Here is a 21,804-nt window from a genome sequence, read left to right as displayed (position 1 = left end):
CCAGAATCACTTTAAAATGGAGCATTACTTATTACAGGTTGATCTAACAATATTTGAAATCGATCCACCTTAGGCAATGAATCTATTTGATCTGCTAATACTTTTAAATCTTGTTCCACTTGGAATCTAGATTGTTCACTTTTTTGAAAACTTACAGGCTTTATACTTTGTAAAAGATCAATTTTATTATTAGTAGAATGTAGTTTTTTCTCAATTTCATTTTGCCGAATTGCGTTAACAGTAAGTGTATCTCTTGCGAATATGCCTCCATTTATTAAGAATAGTGAACCAACACCATATAAATCAGCACTTTTTTGTGTATAGAAGAATGCATCTAATTTTTGAATATCATCTGTAATATTTTTGAATTCATTTATTCTATTAATTAAAATATCCTCTTGTGAAATCAGAACAAGTTGTTTTTCATTAAGTCCTTTAATATTTGTATTTGTTATATCTGATTTTCCAAGAACATAAATCGTTGAATCTACCAGAAGATTATCATCTTCTTTTTCGAGACCTTCCTCATTATTACCCTCAATAACTAAGTTACCAGTCACAACGATATTTCCTTGTAGATTAACTGTTTTATCTTTAGGGAAGATAACAAGATCACCATGTACAACAAGCCAGCTATCGTCATGCATGACTACATCCTTTGTAATATATAAAGGAGGATAATCATTAGACGCTGGGTTTATCAACTTACCAACAGCAGAAGGATCAGAACTAGAATATACATATGTTCTAGGGTTAGTAGGTTTTATTTTACCAGTCAAATAGTCAAAATCGATTTGCTCATTTAATGAAAAGCTTAGTAGTTCTATATCATTTTCACATCGTTCTGTTTGAGTAGAAAGAAATGAAGATGATGGGATAAGTTGATTTCCACAACTTTTCAATAATTGTTCAACAGATAGGTGAACGTTTGAACGACTTGTAAACATATCGTCTGTAAATCCATATGAAAGCTCATTAAACAATTGAGCCATTGTATTTCCGAAATTCACATCAATAAACTCTGAAGTATCTTGGGTAACGGTCAAAATCGATTCTGGATCAAATGACTGATCATACTCTTCTTTTGTACGAGGTAAAGCTGTTAAACTATTTAATTGGTTTTTCAATAATACATTTCCATTAATCCTTGGCAATAACGTGTCTTTTTCTTGTAATGGATTATCTGGTGTGGAATTCGCATCCTCAAAATAAGCGATATCATTAGTGTTTAAGTCTCCAGAAAACAAATCACCTTTAATATCTGCAGCACCGTTTAATGTAACTAATCCGTCAGGACCAGATCCGATTGCATAATTTAAGAAGCTTGGAGTCGGAGATAAATAAACAGTTCTTGTGATTTTTTTTGCGATTTTTGCTCCGTCCGTATTTTTGTTTATATAAGATAACTCGAAGATGCGTGTGAAATATTTGCTGGTGTCAATCTTGTATTTATCTTGTTTGGATACATCGGTTACAATAATATTTTCATTTTTTAATTCGTTGATAATTGGTAGAAACTTATCATCAAACGTTGCAAGATCTCTTTCCAGTAATTGAAATCCACTAGCTTCTTTTGTGAATTTCGCGATACCTTCATTCAAGATCTTGGTCGCCTCTGTTGTTAGTTCTATTTCATCAATTCTAACTCCAGTTCGTTGATTACTATTAATAGAAGCTGCAACTATTGTTAAACCTAAAACAGTAAAAATTAAAGAAACAAGCAAAACTGTAATCAATGTTTGTCCTTGTTCATTCCTCATGTTTTGCACCTCACTTAAAACCCAAACTTACTTTCAAGCTTAATAGGTTTAACTGATATTACTTGATCTTCTGTAAAGTTATTATGCTGAAGCTCTAAAACAACTTCAATTAGTCCTCTTTCACAGCCTGGTTCTCCATCTTCATTTATACATTGCAATAAATTTATTCTCGAAGCAATTTCTTCACCTTCTGAATTCTGTTCGAAAATTAATGAATAATCATTAGTTAATAGGTTTCTAGCAATAGGATCAGCTTCACCAACTGTTGATAACAATTCAACTGAGTTTGCAGATAAAGTTACTTTATGTTCCTCTTTTAGGCTTTTATCAGCTGTTTCCTCTCTAATTAAAGAAGGGAAATCTTGATCTACAACAAAAGATTGATCTTGGCTTATTTTCAAACAGTTATTGCCACAATCTTCTACAGAATCAATCGGTGTTTCATAGAGAGTTTGTAGAATGGATGAAACAATATGATCTGCTTCATCTCGTAATTGCATTTCAATACCAACTTTTTCATAGGTTTTAATTCCCATCATAAACACATTATAGACAACAACTAAAATAATTGATGAAATAACAATTGTAGCCATGACTTCAATTAGTGTGATTCCATTTTCATTGTGAAATTTTTTAACGAAGCTTTTCATTCGTTATAAACCCCTCTAGTATAGATTCGTTATCATCTTCCCATTTAACTGTTACTTTAGTTGGAATTAATGAATCGCGCAGTGCAGAATCATTATGCTTCTGTAGCTCTACATCAATATCAAATTGTCGGTTATTAATATAAGGTTCAAATGTAGATTCACATAACTCTCGTTTTTTTAAAGTAGCTGGATCATTTTCTGGATACCATTGACGGCATATATTGCTTTTTAAAACAAATGTAGAAGCTGCTCCTTCTTCTGTTAAAGAATCTACATAATTTGTTTTCATTTCTTGGAAATCTCTTTGCTCAATAAAGTTAAGCATGTTTCTAGCAGCATACACACCAATTGTATCATTCTCACTTTTTTGTGTATAAGTCATTGCTTGTGAAAAAAGAGTAAGCATACCTAGTGTTAAAATACTAAAAATAACGATAGATAACATAACTTCGATTAAAGTGAATCCTTTGTTATGGGTGAAAAGTTTTGCCAATTTGAATTTCATTCCAATCCCTTCTTTCAAATAGGTCAAGTTTATTATACAATAAGTTATGGTCGATATTTGTCTTTTTTTAGATCTTTTATAGGATAAATGTTAGAGGAATAGGAAAAATTACTTAATTATTAAGTGGGGTGAGTTCTTGCACTTATATTTGTTTACTTTAGTAGGTTTTCTGATATTAGTTCCAATCTTACTACTTGTTCCAATTGGGTTAAATAAGAAAGGGAAGCTTATTTTATCAGGTGTTGCTTTGTTATGTTCAGCGATGTTTACTTTTACGCTTCAAGTTATTCCTACTTGGCAATCAGCATTAGCCATACTTATTTTGTTGGCTGCAATTGCTTATTTACTAAGAGATAAAGAAGCTCTCTTTGAAACCGAATTTCTGGATGATGATACAGAAGAATTGGTTTGGGAAGATGAAAAAGCTTTTGATAGTACAATTGAACTAGTTGTGAATAGTGAAAATGTACAGAAAGTAAACGATATAGATAAAGCTGCTGATACAACAAATGAAAATATATATGAAGAAATAAATGAAGAAGTTCTCAAAGAGGAAGCTGAATTGGAAAATACAATTCAAGCCCAGAACAGTGAGTCTCAGGTACAAGAGGAGAATTTCTTTGAAGATTTCTTTGATTCATTAGATTCTAGAGAAGATCTTCAAAGTCGTGAAACGTCTAGTTCAGAAGACAATGAGATAATAAAAGAAACTGCTGCGACAATCGAATCTTCGGAAGAACAAGAAGAAGAAAAAGAACTAAATTCTGATGATCTTCTATTAGAGTTGTTTGAAGGTCGAGATCAAGTTGAGCATAAAGAAGATCATTCATCTGTTTATGAATCAGTAGATGAATTCGGTATAACAGAAACTTCTTCAAGAGATGATCTTTTTGAAACTTTGATAAATGAATATTCAGAGAAACAAAATGAAGACTCTCCATTACATACTTCTATGGAGGATAACAACACGAAATCTGAAGAAGTAAGTCAACAATTACCTGATTATAAGGTTGTTGAAAATGAAGAAAGAAAAATTGAAGAAAACACAGATGAAGCTGCTTTAATTGAAATTGATGACATTCATTTCAATCAAATAACAGATCATTCTGCAGAAGTTGAAGAAATTCAAGAGAATACAAGAGATAGTGATTTTCTTCAAAATGATATATTGGACATGCTGCTAGACCAATTCTCGGTTTATAAAAAGTCTCTTTCAAGTGAAGAGTATGAAGAAGTCTTAAAAAAGGCAATTGAAGATGCTAAATCTCCAAAAGAGTGTTTTTTATTTTCTAAAGAACTACTTATACATTATCAAGAGTGTTTAGTAGATGGAGAATATGATTTGTTTCTCTCTGAGATAAGTCGGAAATTAGAGAAATACCCACTATTAGTTGAACAGTTAACATGGATTAAATAACCAACTAATTAACGTGAAAATATAAAGAATAGGTGTGTGAAGTTTATGAAAAAAAGTACTGAAGTTGTTGGGTTACCAATTATAAGCATATCAGATGGTTTAGAGCTTGGAAATGTGAAGTCTCTTGTTGTTAATCCTGAAAAGGGTACGGTCGATTTCTTAACAGTTGAGCACGAAGATTGGCAAGTGAGCGTAAAAGCAATTCCTTTTAGTAAAGTCATCGGTATTGGTGAATTTGCTGTAACAATTGATTCAGATAATGTGATTATTGATTTGAACGAAATTCCGATAGCTAATCAGCTAGTGAACAAGCGTATTAAAATTACAGATACCCGAGTTATTACTCGTAAAGGTCAGTTGCTTGGTGAAGCAAAGGAATATTTTCTTGATGAAGATAATGGTGTAATTATTGGACTTCAATTACTTGTAAATGATCAACATGTATTTATTAAGTCGGAAAATGTTTTAACATTTGGAAAAGATATTTTAGTTGTTAATGAAGAAACAGCTGAAAATTTATTACATTCAGAGCATGAGCTAGTAAAACAGCCAGAAAGTGATGAACCAGTAGCGGAAGAATTAATTGAGGATTTAATACCTCAAGAAGAAGATAAGTTTGAAGACTTGAACAATCAACAAATTGAAGTTATTAAAGAAAAGCAAATTAAATTATTAGAAGGTAAAGTTGTGATTAAGGATATATTAGCTTCAGACAGTACTGTATTAATTGCAAAAGATACTGTTTTAACAAAAGAGGATATTCAAAAAGCACAAAATGAAGGACCTAGTACATTTGTAGAGCTTTCGATGAATACAGAAATGTAGAAGGAGCAATGAGTTGTGAATGTAAACAAAGGTGTGAAGCTTTTTGTTGTCCTACTTCTTTCAGTGATTTATTTAATTAGCTTTTCACACATAGGTGTAAAGGCATTTGATTTAATTGCAAACAAAGGTACCTTTGAACCCGGAACACAGATTGCTTCTGTAACAATAGAAAATTTATCAAATGATCAGGCAGCGCAAGAACTAAATGATGAAATTACAGAATGGTTTGCTAGTGAATACTTGCAAATATCAATAAATGAACAAAATATGGTGATTGATCAAGACTTCTTTGTCATAGATATTCCGAGTACTCTCGACGCTGTAGTTAATGGCAAAAATAACCCACTTGTTGTTTCTATTAATCAAGAAGTATATGAAGCTGATTTAAGAAGTGAATTAGGAGACCGTTATACAACGATTGATCATACTCAGCTTCAGTCAGTTTTCTTAAATGCTATAAGTGGATTAGCAGCTGAACAACAGTTTTATTCCATTCAAGCTTATGTAAAAGGTGATTTAAATTCAATTGCTACAGAAAATTTTGTTTCAGTACCATCAGAAATTGACCAAATTCAACCGTTAATTGATTCAATTGGAAGTATCTCTGTACCTGCTCAATCACAAGTATCTTTATTAGAGTTAACAAAGGATATAACAAAGCCTTCAGAAGTTGGATTAAATATAGTAGCTTCAGCTCTTTATAAAACTATTTTACTAACAAACTTTGAAGTTGTTGAAAGACATACAAGCTTAGAGCTTTCAGAGAAAATAGAATTAGGTTATGAAGCATCTGTCATACCAAGTAAATTAGATTTAAAATGGTTTAATCCAAATAAAAATGATTATACAATCGATTTTCAACTAACAAATTCTGTTCTTCATGTAACAGTAAATGGAGCACCATTTTTATATAAATATGAATTGAAGTTATCAGAGCAAACCTCGTATCCGCCTAAACGAATTATCCGATATACTAGCTTACTAGATGAAAATGAGGAAAATGTTGTTGAAGAAGGAAAAGAAGGACTTTATATCATTGTAACAAGAAATGTTTTTGATTTAGATGGTGGTTTAATTGAAACAGAACAAATTTCAGAAGACTTTTATCCACCAACTTATAAGATCATTGAAACTGGTTTAATTAATAACTTATTAAAAACGGAAAATCAAGAAGATATCATAAACAGTGATTCAATTAATGGTGAAGCACTAAATCAGGATGAAAATGAAGAAGTTACGACCGGTTCTAATCAGAATGAAGAGCAAGCTGATTCAAAATCTCAAGAAAGTGATGCAGATCATAATACGAATCAAGATACAGTAATTTGGGAAAACCCTAGTAAAGTGATTGAAAAATAATATCTGCTAAAGAAGGGATCTTTAATGAACGATACTAGAAAAAGATTAGGCGATTTATTAGTAGAATCAGGACTGATTTCTGAGGAACAATTGCAAGTTGCATTAGTAGAGAAACCTAAAGGTCAAAAACTAGGTGACGCTCTTCTTGAAAGAGGATATATAACAGAGCAGCAGCTAATTGAAGTGCTAGAATTTCAGCTAGGCATTCCTCATGTGAGTCTTTACCGTTTTCCATTTGATCAGAAGCTTGTTAAACTTGTGCCAAAGGAAATGGTCAAACGTAATTTATTGATTCCGATTAAAATTGAAGGTGACAAGTTATTTGTTGCAATGGCAGATCCAATGGATTTCTATGCGATTGATGATCTTAGACTTTTAACAGGCTTTCAAATCGAAACAGCGATTGCTTCTAAAGATGATATTTTAAGAGCGATCAATAAATACTATGAAATCGATGACAGCATGTCAGACATCATGAGTGAATTAAACGTTCAAGATGATGTTCAAGAAGAGAAGATTACTAGTGAAGATTCACCAGTTGTGCGTCTTGTTAATCAAATATTACAAAATGCAGTACAACAAAAAGCCAGTGATATTCATATAGATCCCCAAGAAACGAAAGTGTTAATTCGCTATCGTGTTGATGGTGTATTAAAAAATGAACGAACTTTTCCAAAGCATATGCAAAGTGTTCTTATTGCCAGATTAAAAATAATGGCAAACTTAGATATTACAGAACATCGTGTTCCACAGGATGGACGAATTAAAATGCATATTGAATTTCATCCAATTGATCTACGTGTTTCAACATTACCGACTGTATATGGTGAAAAAATTGTTATGCGTATTTTAGATCTTGGAAGCACGCTAAATGACTTAAATAAATTAGGCTTTAATAGCTTGAACTTTAAACGTTTTGTGAAGTTGATTGAAAATCCAACAGGTATTGTCTTGATTACGGGTCCAACAGGTTCTGGTAAATCCTCTACTTTATATGCAGCATTAAATCACTTGAATTCTGAGGAAGTTAATATCATTACGATAGAAGATCCTGTTGAATATCAGCTTGAAGGAATCAATCAAATTCAGGTGAATGCAAATGTTGGAATGACATTTGCAAAAGGATTGCGCTCTATTTTGCGTCAAGATCCTAATATTATCATGGTCGGGGAAATTCGTGATCGTGAAACGGCTGATACGTCTGTTCGAGCATCATTAACAGGTCATTTAGTATTAAGTACACTTCATACAAATGATTCTCTAGGAACCATTACACGTCTAATTGATATGGGTGTTGAGCCGTTTTTAGTTGCTTCCTCTTTAACAGGTGTTGTTGCTCAACGTCTTGTACGAAAAGTATGTCGAGATTGTGCCACAGAGCAAGCTCCAACAAAAAGAGAGATTGAAATATTTGCTAAACGAGGATTATCGATTGATAAAGTAGTTCGCGGCAAAGGCTGTGGTACGTGTAATATGACAGGCTATAAAGGTCGTATTGCCATTCATGAGCTACTAGAGTTAAATGATGAAATGAAGCGTGTGATCATGAATAACGAATCTTTTAGTAAGCTAAGAGAATTAGCGATTAAAAATAAAACAATCTTTTTAATTGATGATGGATTATTAAAAGTAAAGCAAGGATTAACAACAACGGAAGAAATCTTGCGGGTAGCAGTCGCAGAGTAGGTGATATGATGAAGAACAAAATTGATGCCATTTTAAAGCTCGCATTTGAAAAGAATGCATCAGATATTCATTTATCTGTAGGTGTACCTCCTATAATGAGAGTCAATGGTGACTTAGTTAAAATTGGTGAAGATTTTTTGATGCCTGCTGATACGGAAGGAATGGCCAAAGCAATGATCTCTCAAGCAAAATGGCCGTTGCTTGAAGAAAAAGGAGATCTTGACTTTTCATATGGTATTCCTGGTATTTCGCGATTTAGGGTAAATGCATTCCGCCAACGTTCATGTATTTCGCTTGCCATTCGAATTGTTCCAAGAAATATCCCTTCTTTAGATGAATTGCATTTGCCAGCTATACTAAAGAATATCGTGGAAAAGCCACATGGACTTGTATTAGTCACAGGTCCTACTGGTAGTGGTAAATCAACAACACTTGCATCCATGATTAACTTTATGAATCGTTCAATGAAGCGTCATATTATTACGTTGGAAGATCCTATTGAATATTTGCATAAACATCAGCAATGTGTTGTTGATCAGCGTGAGGTGGGCTTTGATACAATGAGCTTTGCTTCAGGCTTGAAATCTGCACTGCGTCAAGATCCTGATGTTATATTAGTTGGTGAGATGCGAGATTTAGAAACTATTCATACGGCCATAACTGCGGCAGAAACAGGGCATCTTGTTTTAGGAACATTGCACACATCTTCAGCTGCTTCAACAATTGATCGAATGATTGATGTATTCCCAGCAAATCAGCAGCCACAAATTCGTTTACAGCTTGCATCTGTTTTAGTAAGTGTTATTTCTCAAAGACTTTTTCCAACAGTTGATAAAAAAGGTCGCCGAGCAGTGATTGAAATACTCTTAAACAATTCAGCTGTTTCAAGTCTCATCCGAAACGAAAAGACATATCAAATTCCTAGTGTTATTCAAACAAGTCGAGCTCAAGGGATGCAGTCGTTTGAAAGTAGTTTAACAGAATATGTGAAAAACGGAATTATTTCTGCTGAATCAGCATTACCGTATAAGCAAAGGACATCAGAATAATGCCAAAGTTCAAATATGAAGGCCGTGAGCGTTCAGGGAAAAAATCAGGAAGAGTAACAGCAAGCTCTAAGCGGGAAGCCGTATTAAAGCTAAGCGAACTTGGAATTCGGATTACAAGTATTGAAGAAATTCCCGAAACACTTCTAACAAAGGATATTTCGATTGGAAATCCTGTCAAGCTTCAAGAATTTGTTATTTACTTAAGACAGTTTGCTACATTACTTCGAGCGGGTGTCACAATAGTTGATGCAACAAATATCCTCTCTCAACAAACAAGTAGTAAAGCACTTCGTAATGCTTTAGAGCAAATGGAAGATGACCTAAAATCTGGACAATCATTATCTGCTACAGCTGCTAAGCATAAAAAAATCTTTTCATCAATGTTTGTGAACATGATCAAAGCTGGTGAAGCAAGCGGAAGCATGGAAGAAACACTTGAAAGACTAGCCATTCAATATGAAAAACAAAATCGAACAAAACAAAAAATACAATCTGCATTAGCGTATCCTATGGCTGTTGCAATTGTAGCAATAGTTGTTGTGATTTTTCTTTTAGTATCTGTTGTACCAACATTTGTATCTATGTTCGAAGGCTTTGGAGCACAACTACCAGCAATTACGCTATTTGTCTTAAATTCTAGTATTTTCATGCAGGAATACTGGTATATTGTGATTGCTTTCTTTGTTGCAGTTTTTGTGACTTTTTTTGCTCTCAGGAAAAATAAACAAACAAAATACTATCTAGATGTTGCAGCACTAAGAATGCCGATTTTCGGGAGCATGATCCAAAAAGCTGTTCTTGCTAGAATGACAAGAACACTAAGCTCACTGTTTTCAAGCTCAGTACCGATTCTTCAATCATTGATGATTGTTGAAAAAATCGTTGAAAACGAAGTGATTGCCAAGGTCATTGCAAGCTCTAGAACGTCTCTTGAAAATGGTCGTTCTTTAACAGAGCCAATGAAAAAACACTGGGCATTTCCACCATTGGTCACTCAAATGATTGCGATTGGTGAGGAAACGGGATCTCTAGATGAAATGCTCGGAAAAGTAGCCGATTTTTACGAAGAAGAAGTAGAAAACAGTACAGATCGTCTCAAATCACTAATTGAGCCACTAATGATTGTTTTACTTGCTGGTATTGTCGGAACAATTGTGATCGCGATAATCGTTCCAATGTTTGACATTTTTAACCATGTTCAAATGTGAATTTACAAATTTTTTATATTCATAGTGATGATTACTCATGTATAATAGGTAATAGATTTAGGGAATTAGAACTAATATATTAGGAGGAACTAAAAATGTTTAAAAAACTAGTAAAAAATGAGCGCGGCTTAACTCTTATTGAGCTTTTAGCAGTAGTTGTTATCTTAGGGATTATTGCTGCGATTGCGATTCCGGCTATTGGTGGGATGATTAATAATTCTCGAGTTGATGCCCATATTGCTAATGCAAAACAAATTGCAAACTCTGCTAGATTAATGGTTACAACAGATAATCTTGATATTGATACAACTGGCACATCAATTACTCTGGGAGCATTAATAACAGCTAATCACATTGAAGATATTACGGACCCATCTTCAGATGCAAACTATGATAGAACTGAAACTACTGTTCTAGTAATTGAAAATGCTGAAGGAAATACAGAGTATCAGGTGCAATTATCCGATGGAACAACCGATTATGTAGATACTCCGTTACCTAACGCAGAAGAACTAGATAGGGAAGACATAATTAACGAATAACAATAGATAGTCCTTCAATGGACTATCTATCTTTCTATTAAAAAGGAGCCCAAAAACAATGCCAACAACCATCATCCTATACACCTACATCTTCATCCTTGGCGCAGTTCTTGGCTCCTTTTATAATGTTGTAGGAATGCGTATCCCATTAAAACAATCAATCGCATATCCTGGCTCAGCATGTCCAGTATGTAACAAGAAACTAACAGCTCTAGAACTAATTCCGATTTTTTCATACCTCTTTCAAAACGGTAAGTGCAAAAACTGCAAAACATCAATCTCACCTTTATATCCATCTATTGAACTAGTAACGGCAATTCTTTTTACGATTTCACCGATGTTGGTGGGATGGTCAAAGGAATTGATTTTAGCATGGTCACTTATTTCTCTATGTATGATTGTGACTGTTTCTGATTTAAAATATATGATTATTCCAGATAAAGTGAATTTGTTTTTTCTTGTCCTTTTTACTGTGGAAAGAGTGTTCATCCCAGCTGATCCTTGGTATGATCCTGTTGCAGGCTTTCTTATTGGTGGGTTAGTTCCCCTTGTTGTCATATTAGTTAGTCGTGGTGGTATGGGCGGAGGAGATATGAAGCTTCTCGCTGTGTTTGGGATCGTTCTCGGCTGGAAGCTTGTTCTTTTAAGCTTTTTTCTGGCTACCTTGGTCGGAACGATTGTTGGGTTCCTTGGAATGATGACAGGCTCTGTTAAAAAGGGCAAGCCCTTTCCATTTGGTCCATTTTTAGTTGTGGGTGCACTACTTTCATATTTCTTTGGAAATGAATTAATTCACCTGTATTTATCGTACTTCTTTTCTTACTTTTATTAAGAAGGGGTTTTTATAAATGGCATTTTCGCTATTTCGTCAAAATCATCAATTTGTGAATTTATATATATCAAATTATTCAATACAATTACTTGAGTTAAAAAGCAGTGATCCACTTGTTGTAAGTCGTTTTGTTGAAAATTACCTTCCAGAAGGTGTTGTTGTTGATGGAAGTATTAAGGATTTTGAGAAGCTTTCCATGATACTTGAACAAAGCATAAATGACTGGGGTATTAAAGGGAAAAAGGTCCGTTTTATAACACCTGATTCTGCTGTGAGTGTTCGTAAAGTTAAGGTTCCTTTAGAATTGAGTGAAGATGAGATAAAAGGTTATCTGTATTTAGAGCTAGGTAATAATATTCATCTACCATTTGAAGAGCCTGTTTTTGATTTTGTTTTACTAAATGAAACAGAAAATGATAAAGAGATTCTTTTATTTGCAGCACCAGAAACAATGATAAAAGAATACATCGAACTTTTAGACAATGTGAAGCTTACAGCAAGTGTTGCGGATTTGTCATCATTAAGCATGTATCGTTATCTATATAAAATGCAAAAAGTAACACAAAAGGAAAACACATTATTAATTGAAGTAAAACTTGATTGCATTAATTTTAGTATTTTTGAAAATTTAAAGCCTATTTTTACAAGACATATGCAACTTGAAGGTGAAATGCGTGACTGGACGTATCAAATCGATGCTGAAACACAATGCTTCTATAAATATGAGTTGAAGGAAAAAGAACCATTATTGGTACAATTTCAAGATGTGGCAAAGGAAATTGAAAAAATTATTAATTTTTACCGCTTCAGTATTCATCAAGGAGATCAACAAATCACCCAAATTATCTTAGTGGGAGATAATCCATATATTGATGAACTCCTTACACTATTAACAAATGCTATTACAACGATTTCAATCACACATTATCAAAATCGAGTGTATACGTATAAAAATCTAGCTGTTCCGAGTAAGTTTCAAACTGTTCTTGGCTTAGCATTAAAAGAGGTGTAAGCAAATGTTAGCTGAAATTAATTTACTACCTCAGAAGCAAAAACGTGATTACACCAATCTATTAATTGCTGCTTCATTAATCGTGATCATTATTACTACAGTGATGATTATCGTTTCTTTAGGAAATCAAAAGAATAAAGAAATTAGCGCATTAGAGCAAGAATATACATTAGCTCAAAAACAAACAGAAGTTCTACAGCAACAGGCAAATCAAAGTAATGCAAGCTCAGCTGTTTCTGAACTTGAGAAAGCAATTTCATGGTCAGAAAAGTATCCAGTAGATTTTGTGCCGATTTTAAATGAATTAACTAAAATTTTACCTGAAAAAGGATACTTTTATGGTTTAGATTATGAAAACAGTTCTTCATTAAATTTACTTATTCAATTTGAAAGCTCACGTGAAGCTGCATTTTATTTAAGTCGTTTAAAAGAATTAGAGATTTTGGAAACTGTAAAATTGTCTACTGTAGAAACAGTAACTTTACAGAATGAAGATGAAACAGTTCCACGTTATTTAGCAACATATCAGCTTTTAATTGATCGTACTGTCCTTAAAGCAATTCAAGAGGAGGACAATGAGAAATGATTGAATGGAGAAAAAAACATACTATAATAATTGTTCTAGCTCTTTTATTAGCTGCTTTAGCTTGCTATTTTTCATATGTGCTTTTTGTACAGCCTAAAAATCTAGAGCTTACTAGCTTACAAAATCGAATTGAAACAGAAAACAAATTAATAGAATCGATGCAGAAATCAACCGGTTCCTCAACAGAAGAGGCATTATTATCAGCGGTTGAATTGCAAAAGATCTTACCTGTTAGTCCATTTGAAGAGCAGTTTCTTTTAGAGCTAGAAAAAGCTGAAACAATGTCTAGCAGCGAAATTACATCTATTTCTTTTCAAGATGGTGGAATGGTTGAAGAAGAAGACCAGGGTGACGAAATGGTTGAAGCCTATGATGAAAAATTAGATCCAGATAATGAAGATAGTAATGAAGCAGAGCAATCGGAGTCTAGTAACACGGAAGCTATTCCTGAAGGCTTAGAGAAGCTAACAGTTGAGCTAGATGTGAAATCTCCTAGTTACTACGAATTAGAGGATTTTATAAAGATACTAGAAAATACAAATCGTATTACACAAATTGAGTCATTACAGGTAGAGGGTTTTCCTGAGCTTATTCAAATTGTTGAAGATCCCGATACAACATATGAATATAAAGTGGTTGTTTCTACTTACTATTTCCCAACACTTGATGAGCTTCGTGAACAGCTTCCACCGTTTTCGGTTCCTTCACCAAGTGAAAAGGAAAATCCGTTTACAGATATAATAAAAGAAGATGAAGAAGAAGAATAAAAAAATTGACGAAAAATATTAAGGATGAGACGACAAATGTCTTGTTCTTTTTTTTTGTTCTTCTGATAGCATTATAGCCATGCTGTGTGAACGGAATTGAAGAGAAAGGTGGTAGGCATATGGACAAGCAATCGTCTGAGACTATCAAAATTAAAATAAATGGTGAAGATCGTCCATTGTCACAAGGTAATGAACCTTCAAAGGAGATTTCATTTTCAACATGGGAGGAAAAGGTGAAAGCTGAGAAAGAGATGGCTTCAGCTAAACAGCCAATAAATGATGAAGAAGAATTTCCTTGGCTATTACCTGATGAAGAGGATTCTGATTTTAAAGAAGATCCGAAGGTTGTGACATCACCAAAAAAGAAGAAGGTATATTCAAATTCAACCGTAGCACCTTATCTTTACTCGAAAAAAAGTAATCGTAAGGTTCCTCATATTGCTTTTCCATTTAAACAAATCGTCACAATTGTTTTATTAGCAATAGGAGTAGGAACAGGGTTCGGTTATATTGCTTTAAATTTTTTATCAAACAAAGATATGCCAGTTATGGCTAATCCGAGTGGAGGAACTGATGTTGTGGTTCCGAGAGAAACCGGAGAAGATCCAGCAGGTGGTGAAGAAGCTACTGACACAAGTACATCTGCTTCATCAAATGCCACACTTCAAGTTTATGCTGTTCAAGGTGGAAGCTTCACTGCTAAAGAAGGTGCAGAAACACTTGCAGCACAAATAAAAGATAAGAACTTGGCATCAACAGTATTAGAGCTTGATGGTAAATTTACAGTTATCGCAGGCTTAGGTAAAGCGAAGACAGAAACTGATGCACTTAATGAGATTTATAAACAAAAGCAGTTTGTGAAGTTTTGGGGAGGTAAGCAGCTCGGACTTGAGGTTTCTACAAGTAGCTCTGCGGATCAATGGGTAAACATAATTACAGAGCTATCACCCTTAGCATCAGCCGCTGCTACTGGATCAGGCGTAAGCAGCGAAAATATTACGAAATTAGAGACGCAAATTAACGCAATTTCACCTAATGATGCTGAAAAGCCTTTGGTTGATAAGCTACTACAAGCTGTTTCAAGTCTTAAAGAACAAAACGGATGGCAAGCACAGCAAAATTTGTTAGAGGTTGTGCAGGCTATACAGAAGAAGTAAGGTAGCATCGAAAACCTAAAACAGTATTTTTAGATAAATTTTAATAAAATCTTAATAAAGAGAGAAAGTTACTCCTAAACCACTATCGTAACAAAGACAAAAATATGATAAAGGTCGCATTTTTTGCGGCTTTTTTTGTTTTTAACATTAATGTAGGTACTCCTCTTCTTTTTTATTTATCTCCAAAAATGAAAAATGCTAAATTGTTACGATACACTTGATTTGGTAAGATGTAGAAGTATCTTCTTATCTGAAACGAAGAAAGGACGGAACATCATGAAATCAAACCTCATCTTAGCTTCAGCTTCTCCCCGTAGAAAAGAACTACTCGAGCTTCTTCAGCTGCCATTTGAGGTGATCCCAAGTTTGGTAGAGGAAGTTATGGACGAGGAGCTACAACCAGCAGAAATGGTTCAATCATTAGCACAACAAAAAGCTAAAGGTGTAGCAAAAGAACATCAGCATGCATTTGTTATTGGCTCCGATACGATTGTTGTTAGCGATAATAAAATGCTAGGTAAACCCAAAAGTCATGACGAAGCAAAGAAAATGCTTAGAAATCTATCTGGTAAAACACATGAGGTTTTTACAGGTGTGTCGATTATTAATGGAGAAAAAATTCATACTTTTCATGAAAAAACGGCCGTAACTTTTTATCACCTTACAGAAAGTGAGATTGAGGACTATGTGTTATCAGGTGAACCGATGGACAAAGCGGGTGCATATGGTATTCAGGGTCTTGGCGCACTTTTAGTAAAAGAAATATCAGGTGATTATTTTTCTGTTGTTGGGCTGCCGATTGCCAGAACAAGCAGAGAATTAAAGGAAATGGGATTTAGCAGATAAATAGGCTATTTCTAAATATTTGAGCCTCTTTTTTGAAACAAGTTTTTCAAATACACCCAATTAAAACAACATGGAATAAAACGGGTACGTAGGAACATTATAATACACATAGAAAATAAATATTTGAGCAGAAAGGGAAATGAAGGAGGACAAATGGAGCTGTCAACTTTTAAAATCCGTGATTTTCCCGAAGATGAACGACCTAGAGAACGCTTGTTAAAGGAGGGTGCTGATAAGCTTACAAACCAGGAGCTTTTAGCCATTTTACTTCGTACAGGCACGAAAAAGGAATCGGTTTTAGATCTTTCTCAACGTTTATTAAAGCATTTTGAAGGGTTGAGAATGTTAAAGGATGCATCTGTTGAAGAAATTACAACGATATCAGGCATTGGAAATGCAAAAGCCGTTCAAATTTTATCTGCTCTTGAGCTTGGAAGAAGAATGAATCGTCTTACTTATGATGAACGTTATGTGATCCGCTCCCCACAAGATGGTGCGAATTATGTGATGGAGGAAATGAGGTTTTTAAGTCAGGAGCATTTTGTTTGTTTATATTTAAATACAAAAAATCAAGTTCTTCATAAACAAACAGTGTTTATCGGTAGTTTGAATGCCTCGATCGTTCATCCGCGAGAGGTGTTCAAGGAAGCTTTTAAACGATCTGCAGCCTCACTTATTTGTATTCACAATCATCCATCAGGAGACCCTTCACCAAGTAGAGAGGATATCGAAGTAACGAAAAGATTAGCAGAATGTGGAAAGGTTTTAGGTATAGAACTTTTGGATCATCTTATAATTGGCGAACAAAAATTTGTTAGTCTAAAAGAAAAAGGCTACGTGTAATACTTTTTTTTTTGCGTAAATACGATATAATAAGGTTTATGAGTTTTTTTGATTCGTTTCTTTCTATAAACTAGGTTTTTGCCTTTTTAAAGAAATTCACTTCTAAAATAAAGCTCATAGCAGGAAATATGAAGAAGAGCAAATGAAGAATTCCTCTAATTTATAAAGAAAATTCTAACATTCATGATTGAAAGTAGTTTAACTACCACAATATAGAAAGTTGTTTTCTATCAATTTTCCTAAAGATAAGAAAAAGTATATTCGTTTCAGAAAGGAAGATACACCCTATGTTCGGTATTGGTACAAGAGACCTTGGAATAGATTTAGGGACAGCTAACACACTTGTATTTGTAAAAGGAAGAGGAATTGTTGTTCGTGAACCTTCTGTAGTTGCTTTACAAACAGATACAAAGCAAATTGTAGCAGTCGGTAATGATGCAAAAAATATGATTGGTCGTACACCTGGTAATGTTGTTGCACTTCGTCCGATGAAAGATGGAGTTATTGCAGATTATGAAACAACAGCAACAATGATGAAATATTATATTAGACAAGCAACAAAAACAAAAGGTGTTTTTTCTAGAAAACCTTATGTTATGATCTGTGTTCCGTCTGGAATTACAGCTGTAGAAGAGCGCGCTGTAATTGATGCAACAAGACAAGCTGGAGCACGTGATGCTTATACTATAGAAGAACCTTTTGCTGCTGCAATTGGTGCTAATTTACCTGTTTGGGAACCAACAGGAAGTATGGTTGTAGATATTGGTGGAGGTACAACAGAAGTAGCCATTATCTCACTTGGCGGAATTGTTACAAGTCAATCAATTCGCGTTGCTGGTGATGAGATGGATGATGCGATTATTACATATATTCGTAAAACGTATAACTTAATGATTGGTGATCGTACTTCAGAAGCGATTAAAATGGAAGTTGGATCAGCAGGATCTCCTGATGGTGTTGAAAATATGGACATTAGAGGTAGAGACTTGTTAACTGGTTTACCAAAAACAATTGAAATTACAGCTGCTGAAATTGCAGATGCATTAAAAGATACAGTTTATACAATTGTTGATGCTGTGAAAAACACACTTGAAAAAACTCCACCTGAATTAGCAGCAGATATTATGGATCGTGGAATTGTGCTAACAGGTGGTGGTGCACTGCTTCGCAATTTAGATAAAATCATTGGTGAAGAAACAAATATGCCCGTATTAATAGCAGAAGATCCATTAGACTGTGTAGCTATTGGTACTGGTAAGGCACTAGAGCATATACACTTATTTAAAAACAAAGCAAGAGATAGTAGATAATTGCTTTGAAGAAATTATAGGCGAGCAAGTATTTATACTTGGCAAAAAAATTGTATAAGTTAGCTTAGGTCAATAACAAATGAATAGTATTATTCTTTTTGTTCATAATTTGTGTCATTTTCTAGATATAGAATCATGAAAGTAAGGGTTGAAGCCCTTCTTTCATGATTAACTTTTATTTGACCAAGCTTAAATCTGCTCGCGATTTGTGATGAAATAAAAGGTAAGAGGGTGTTCATCATGCCACAGTTTTTTTTAAATAAACGCCTCATCTTGTTGCTAGTAAGTGTTATTGTTTTAGTGGCATTGATTGGCTTTTCTATTAATGGAGATCGCAAGTTAACTTGGCCTGAACAATTTATACAAGATACAGTAAGTGTGTTTCAATCAATTTTCCATACACCAGCATCATATGTATCAGGCTTCTTTGAAAATGTAAATGATCTTAAAAATACATACGAAGAAAATGAGCTTTTAAAAAGCAGGCTTGATGAGTATATGCAGTTAGAAGCTGATTTACAAGAATATAAGCTTGATAATGAAAAGCTAAGAACTGAACTTGGGGCAATCTCAGATTTAAGAAAATATGATCCGATTTTTTCAGCTGTTATCGGTCGAAATCCTGATCGATGGTATGATTATCTATCAATTGACAAAGGTGAGCAGGATGGAGTAGAGCCAAATATGGCTGTTGTGACTGCACAAGGTTTAATCGGGAAGGTAAAGTCAACATCCCAATTCACTTCAACTGTTCAATTGTTAAGTGCAACAGACTTGAAAAATAGGATTTCAGCTGAGGTTCTACCACTAACAACTGAAGAAAATAAAGAGGCGGATAATGAAGCTAAAGAAAAAGTAACAGGTTTAATTGAAGGGTATGATGAAGAAAAAGGTGCGCTTTTACTTCGTCGTATTGAATCAAAGGTGGAGCTAGAAGTCGGGCAGAAGGTTACTACTGCAGGCTTGGGTGGAGTTTTTCCAGGTGGTATTATGATTGGTGAAATTATTGAAATTGAACCTGATTCATATGGATTAGATCAAATGGCTTATATTAAGCCAACTGCCAATTTCTATGATCTTGATCGTGTGTGGGTAGCAAAACGTCAAGCAGAATCAGAAGATCCAGTAGAAGTATTAACGCAAGAGGAGGAAGAATCGTGAAACGTTTCTTTCTTCCTTTTCTCGTACTTTTTGCTTTTATTAGTGAAAGCTCATTTGCTCATTTAGTCCACTTTACCTTTGTTTCTGAAGACTATTTATTTATTCCACGGTTTGTCTTAATATTTGTCATCTTTATTACAGTTTATTTGAATCGTACACAAGGTATGGTCCTAGGCTTCTTTTTTGGCTTGTTGCATGATATTGTTTTTATAGAAGTGATCGGTATTTATTTATTTGCTTATGGAATATTGGCTTATCTTATTCATAAAGCAATGAAAGCATTACACGGACATATATTGATCGTCTGGTTATTAATCATTTTATCTATATCAGTACTTGAATTTTATGTTTATGGAGTCAATTATTTGATAGGAGTCACTAATATATCACTTTACAAGTTTACAACCTTAAGATTATTACCGACTTTATCATTGAATTTAATTGCTGCAATTTTGTTTAGTTATCCTATCAAAGTGTATTTAACAAAGTTAAAACTTGAAACGACTGAGGATTAAGTAAATGCCATTTAATTTAGTTAATCCTTCGTTATGCTGAATTAACAGAAGGATCCTAAAAACTATTAGATAATTATCTACTAAAAGAAGGATTTCATGCATTTCTGTCGAATAGTACAATCGTTGAGGTGAACGTCATGAAGGTCCAAAAACAACAATTTGTTACGATAAAAGGCACAAAAGATGGCTTAACGTTACATCTCGATGATTCATGTTCTTTTGACCAATTACTCCATGAACTCGAGGAAATGCTATCTTTGAAACAATACATTCAGCAGGATGGTCCCGTGATCGGAGTGAATGTAAAAGTAGGAAATCGTTTTGTAAACAAGAAACAACGGGAAAAATTAGAACTGATCATTAAACAGAAGCGTAACTTAATGATCGAATCTATTGAAAGTAACGTGATAACAAAGGATGAGGCTCTTAGATTAAAAAGAGAAACCGAGGTTATTTCAGTTGCTAAAATTGTACGATCTGGACAAGTCTTAAAAGTTAAAGGTGACTTACTACTTATAGGTGATGTAAATCCAGGTGGGACTGTCATAGCATCAGGGAATATCTTTGTTCTGGGTGCTTTAAGAGGAATTGCTCATGCAGGTGTTGAAGGAAATATACAAGCCGTAATTGCAGCCTCTTTAATGAAGCCGGCACAATTGCGTATTAGTGATATAATTAATCGTGCACCAGATCATTTACCTCATGAGGGTAATGAACTAGAATGTGCACATATTAATGAAAATGGTGAAATGATTATTGAGCGACTACAGCAACTTACTCATTTACGACCTAATTTAACAAGGTTTGAAGGGGGAATCTAACAATGGGTGAAGCAATTGTCATAACTTCAGGTAAAGGTGGAGTTGGTAAAACAACGACATCAGCTAATATTGGAACATCTTTAGCTATATTGGGCAAACGTGTTTGCCTTGTAGATACAGACATCGGTCTTCGTAACCTAGATGTTGTAATGGGATTAGAAAACAGAATTATTTATGATTTAGTAGATGTAGTAGAAGGTCGATGTAAAATACATCAAGCTCTTGTAAAAGATAAGAGATTTGAAGACTTACTATATTTATTACCTGCAGCTCAAACTAGCGATAAAACCGCTGTTAAACCAGAGCAAATGAAAAAGCTTATTGACGAGTTAAAGCAAGATTATGATTATATTATTATAGATTGTCCAGCCGGAATCGAACAGGGTTATAAAAATGCTGTTGCAGGTGCTGATAAAGCTGTTGTTGTCACAACACCTGAAATTTCAGCTGTACGAGATGCTGATCGAATAATTGGATTACTTGAACAAGAAGATATAGAACCACCTAAGCTAGTGATTAATCGTATTCGTAATCATCTTGTTAAAAATGGTGATATGCTAGATGTTGATGAAATTGTTACACATCTATCAATCGATTTAATCGGAATCGTAGCAGATGATGATGATGTGATTAAAGCTTCTAATAATGGAGAGCCTATTGCAATGGACCCAAACAACAGAGCTGCAATCGCTTATCGTAATATAGCGCGTCGTATTTTAGGTGAATCTGTTCCTTTACAATCTTTAGATGAACCAAATAAAGGCGTTCTAGTAAAACTGAAGAAATTTTTTGGTGTACGAGTTTAATAGAATATGATGATATAACGACTAGTTTACATTCTTGCTCCTGAAGGAAGCTGCAGAATCTCACTAGTCTTTTTTTTGTTTCGATTTTCTAAGTTAAACGTTCACATAGTTAGATGAATTAACAACAATCTTTCATACAGCAAGCCT

At 34.1% G+C, this 21,804-nt stretch carries 22 protein-coding genes; 19 read left to right on the top strand and 3 right to left on the bottom strand.

Annotated elements, in window-relative coordinates; translation table 11 throughout:
* Nucleotides 1–11: 11 nt before the first annotated feature.
* From FS935_RS13710 to FS935_RS13700, 3 genes are read right to left on the bottom strand one after another with little or no spacing between them, the layout of a single operon-like run.
* Nucleotides 12–1,760: a hypothetical protein gene (locus tag FS935_RS13710; protein WP_146949181.1), complete on the bottom strand. Its 1,749-nt coding sequence runs from the start codon at nucleotides 1,758–1,760 to the stop codon at nucleotides 12–14.
* A 14-nt stretch (nucleotides 1,761–1,774) separates the two neighbouring features.
* Nucleotides 1,775–2,410 carry a PilW family protein gene (locus FS935_RS13705; RefSeq protein ID WP_146949180.1) on the bottom strand — a complete coding sequence of 212 codons (636 nt, stop codon included), beginning with the start codon at nucleotides 2,408–2,410 and terminating at the stop codon, nucleotides 1,775–1,777.
* Complete coding sequence (locus FS935_RS13700; protein ID WP_146949179.1) at nucleotides 2,394–2,915, bottom strand: type IV pilus modification PilV family protein; 522 nt, start codon at nucleotides 2,913–2,915, stop codon at nucleotides 2,394–2,396. Before FS935_RS13700 ends, FS935_RS13705 begins: the two co-directional genes overlap by 17 nt.
* A gap of 136 nt (nucleotides 2,916–3,051) precedes the next feature.
* Here FS935_RS13700 and FS935_RS13695 point away from each other — a divergent pair, with 136 nt between their 5' ends.
* The 19 genes from FS935_RS13695 (at nucleotide 3,052) to minD (ending at nucleotide 21,657) form a co-directional block, all read left to right on the top strand.
* Nucleotides 3,052–4,332 (top strand): hypothetical protein, encoded by a 1,281-nt coding sequence (locus FS935_RS13695; RefSeq protein WP_146949178.1) that lies wholly within the window; start codon nucleotides 3,052–3,054, stop codon nucleotides 4,330–4,332.
* A gap of 45 nt (nucleotides 4,333–4,377) precedes the next feature.
* The gene (locus FS935_RS13690; RefSeq protein WP_146949177.1) at nucleotides 4,378–5,157 is read left to right on the top strand and encodes a PRC-barrel domain-containing protein; all 780 of its coding nucleotides are present in this window, start codon (nucleotides 4,378–4,380) and stop codon (nucleotides 5,155–5,157) included.
* 15 nt (nucleotides 5,158–5,172) lie between these two features.
* On the top strand, nucleotides 5,173–6,516 hold the full coding sequence (locus FS935_RS13685; RefSeq protein ID WP_146949176.1) for a VanW family protein: 1,344 nt from the start codon (nucleotides 5,173–5,175) through the stop codon (nucleotides 6,514–6,516).
* Nucleotides 6,517–6,540: 24 nt separating this feature from the next.
* On the top strand, nucleotides 6,541–8,202 hold the full coding sequence (locus FS935_RS13680; protein ID WP_146949175.1) for a GspE/PulE family protein: 1,662 nt from the start codon (nucleotides 6,541–6,543) through the stop codon (nucleotides 8,200–8,202).
* An 8-nt stretch (nucleotides 8,203–8,210) separates the two neighbouring features.
* Nucleotides 8,211–9,251, top strand: a complete 1,041-nt coding sequence (locus tag FS935_RS13675) for a type IV pilus twitching motility protein PilT (protein ID WP_146949174.1) — start codon at nucleotides 8,211–8,213, stop codon at nucleotides 9,249–9,251.
* Nucleotides 9,251–10,459 carry a type II secretion system F family protein gene (locus tag FS935_RS13670; protein WP_146949173.1) on the top strand — a complete coding sequence of 403 codons (1,209 nt, stop codon included), beginning with the start codon at nucleotides 9,251–9,253 and terminating at the stop codon, nucleotides 10,457–10,459. Before FS935_RS13675 ends, FS935_RS13670 begins: the two co-directional genes overlap by 1 nt.
* Before the next feature lie 95 nt (nucleotides 10,460–10,554).
* Nucleotides 10,555–11,001: a prepilin-type N-terminal cleavage/methylation domain-containing protein gene (locus FS935_RS13665; protein ID WP_146949172.1), complete on the top strand. Its 447-nt coding sequence runs from the start codon at nucleotides 10,555–10,557 to the stop codon at nucleotides 10,999–11,001.
* Between the two features lie 58 nt (nucleotides 11,002–11,059).
* Nucleotides 11,060–11,833, top strand: a complete 774-nt coding sequence (locus FS935_RS13660; protein WP_146949171.1) for a prepilin peptidase — start codon at nucleotides 11,060–11,062, stop codon at nucleotides 11,831–11,833.
* A gap of 16 nt (nucleotides 11,834–11,849) precedes the next feature.
* Entirely contained in the window at nucleotides 11,850–12,845 is a 996-nt protein-coding gene (gene pilM, locus FS935_RS13655) for a type IV pilus biogenesis protein PilM (protein WP_146949170.1), read from the top strand.
* A gap of 4 nt (nucleotides 12,846–12,849) precedes the next feature.
* Nucleotides 12,850–13,431: a PilN family protein gene (locus tag FS935_RS13650; RefSeq protein WP_146949169.1), complete on the top strand. Its 582-nt coding sequence runs from the start codon at nucleotides 12,850–12,852 to the stop codon at nucleotides 13,429–13,431.
* On the top strand, nucleotides 13,428–14,198 hold the full coding sequence (locus tag FS935_RS13645) for a hypothetical protein (RefSeq protein WP_146949168.1): 771 nt from the start codon (nucleotides 13,428–13,430) through the stop codon (nucleotides 14,196–14,198). The genes FS935_RS13650 and FS935_RS13645 overlap by 4 nt, the downstream gene beginning before the upstream one ends.
* A gap of 119 nt (nucleotides 14,199–14,317) precedes the next feature.
* Nucleotides 14,318–15,355: an SPOR domain-containing protein gene (locus FS935_RS13640; RefSeq protein WP_146949167.1), complete on the top strand. Its 1,038-nt coding sequence runs from the start codon at nucleotides 14,318–14,320 to the stop codon at nucleotides 15,353–15,355.
* A 276-nt stretch (nucleotides 15,356–15,631) separates the two neighbouring features.
* Nucleotides 15,632–16,201, top strand: coding sequence for a Maf family protein (locus tag FS935_RS13635; RefSeq protein WP_146949166.1), 570 nt, complete (start codon nucleotides 15,632–15,634; stop codon nucleotides 16,199–16,201).
* Between the two features lie 153 nt (nucleotides 16,202–16,354).
* Complete coding sequence (gene radC / locus FS935_RS13630; RefSeq protein ID WP_146949165.1) at nucleotides 16,355–17,044, top strand: RadC family protein; 690 nt, start codon at nucleotides 16,355–16,357, stop codon at nucleotides 17,042–17,044.
* 287 nt (nucleotides 17,045–17,331) lie between these two features.
* The gene (locus tag FS935_RS13625; protein ID WP_146949164.1) at nucleotides 17,332–18,354 is read left to right on the top strand and encodes a rod shape-determining protein; all 1,023 of its coding nucleotides are present in this window, start codon (nucleotides 17,332–17,334) and stop codon (nucleotides 18,352–18,354) included.
* A gap of 240 nt (nucleotides 18,355–18,594) precedes the next feature.
* Nucleotides 18,595–19,515, top strand: a complete 921-nt coding sequence (gene mreC / locus FS935_RS13620; RefSeq protein WP_146949163.1) for a rod shape-determining protein MreC — start codon at nucleotides 18,595–18,597, stop codon at nucleotides 19,513–19,515.
* Nucleotides 19,512–20,030: a rod shape-determining protein MreD gene (mreD, locus tag FS935_RS13615; protein ID WP_158638610.1), complete on the top strand. Its 519-nt coding sequence runs from the start codon at nucleotides 19,512–19,514 to the stop codon at nucleotides 20,028–20,030. Before mreC ends, mreD begins: the two co-directional genes overlap by 4 nt.
* A gap of 137 nt (nucleotides 20,031–20,167) precedes the next feature.
* Nucleotides 20,168–20,851: a septum site-determining protein MinC gene (gene minC / locus FS935_RS13610; RefSeq protein ID WP_146949161.1), complete on the top strand. Its 684-nt coding sequence runs from the start codon at nucleotides 20,168–20,170 to the stop codon at nucleotides 20,849–20,851.
* A 2-nt stretch (nucleotides 20,852–20,853) separates the two neighbouring features.
* Nucleotides 20,854–21,657 carry a septum site-determining protein MinD gene (gene minD, locus FS935_RS13605; RefSeq protein WP_146949160.1) on the top strand — a complete coding sequence of 268 codons (804 nt, stop codon included), beginning with the start codon at nucleotides 20,854–20,856 and terminating at the stop codon, nucleotides 21,655–21,657.
* Nucleotides 21,658–21,804 lie beyond the last annotated feature (147 nt).

Origin of the sequence: Metabacillus litoralis (assembly GCF_007994985.1) — a bacterium.
Taxonomy (GTDB): domain Bacteria; phylum Bacillota; class Bacilli; order Bacillales; family Bacillaceae; genus Metabacillus; species Metabacillus litoralis.
This window is presented reverse-complemented; position numbering and strand designations above follow the sequence as displayed.

Bases quoted from the DNA above. Each gene is read 5' to 3' on its own strand.
- FS935_RS13690 (WP_146949177.1), top strand. From the start codon at position 4,378: ATGAAAAAAAGTACTGAAGTTGTTGGGTTACCAATTATAAGCATATCA.
- FS935_RS13660 (WP_146949171.1), top strand. From the start codon at position 11,060: ATGCCAACAACCATCATCCTATACACCTACATCTTCATCCTTGGCGCA.
- FS935_RS13675 (WP_146949174.1), top strand. From the start codon at position 8,211: ATGAAGAACAAAATTGATGCCATTTTAAAGCTCGCATTTGAAAAGAAT.
- pilM (WP_146949170.1), top strand. From the start codon at position 11,850: ATGGCATTTTCGCTATTTCGTCAAAATCATCAATTTGTGAATTTATAT.
- mreC (WP_146949163.1), top strand. From the start codon at position 18,595: ATGCCACAGTTTTTTTTAAATAAACGCCTCATCTTGTTGCTAGTAAGT.
- minC (WP_146949161.1), top strand. From the start codon at position 20,168: ATGAAGGTCCAAAAACAACAATTTGTTACGATAAAAGGCACAAAAGAT.
- radC (WP_146949165.1), top strand. From the start codon at position 16,355: ATGGAGCTGTCAACTTTTAAAATCCGTGATTTTCCCGAAGATGAACGA.
- FS935_RS13645 (WP_146949168.1), top strand. From the start codon at position 13,428: ATGATTGAATGGAGAAAAAAACATACTATAATAATTGTTCTAGCTCTT.
- FS935_RS13710 (WP_146949181.1), bottom strand. From the start codon at position 1,760: ATGAGGAATGAACAAGGACAAACATTGATTACAGTTTTGCTTGTTTCT.
- FS935_RS13650 (WP_146949169.1), top strand. From the start codon at position 12,850: ATGTTAGCTGAAATTAATTTACTACCTCAGAAGCAAAAACGTGATTAC.
- minD (WP_146949160.1), top strand. From the start codon at position 20,854: ATGGGTGAAGCAATTGTCATAACTTCAGGTAAAGGTGGAGTTGGTAAA.
- FS935_RS13640 (WP_146949167.1), top strand. From the start codon at position 14,318: ATGGACAAGCAATCGTCTGAGACTATCAAAATTAAAATAAATGGTGAA.
- FS935_RS13680 (WP_146949175.1), top strand. From the start codon at position 6,541: ATGAACGATACTAGAAAAAGATTAGGCGATTTATTAGTAGAATCAGGA.
- FS935_RS13705 (WP_146949180.1), bottom strand. From the start codon at position 2,410: ATGAAAAGCTTCGTTAAAAAATTTCACAATGAAAATGGAATCACACTA.
- FS935_RS13665 (WP_146949172.1), top strand. From the start codon at position 10,555: ATGTTTAAAAAACTAGTAAAAAATGAGCGCGGCTTAACTCTTATTGAG.
- FS935_RS13700 (WP_146949179.1), bottom strand. From the start codon at position 2,915: ATGAAATTCAAATTGGCAAAACTTTTCACCCATAACAAAGGATTCACT.
- FS935_RS13635 (WP_146949166.1), top strand. From the start codon at position 15,632: ATGAAATCAAACCTCATCTTAGCTTCAGCTTCTCCCCGTAGAAAAGAA.
- FS935_RS13625 (WP_146949164.1), top strand. From the start codon at position 17,332: ATGTTCGGTATTGGTACAAGAGACCTTGGAATAGATTTAGGGACAGCT.
- FS935_RS13670 (WP_146949173.1), top strand. From the start codon at position 9,251: ATGCCAAAGTTCAAATATGAAGGCCGTGAGCGTTCAGGGAAAAAATCA.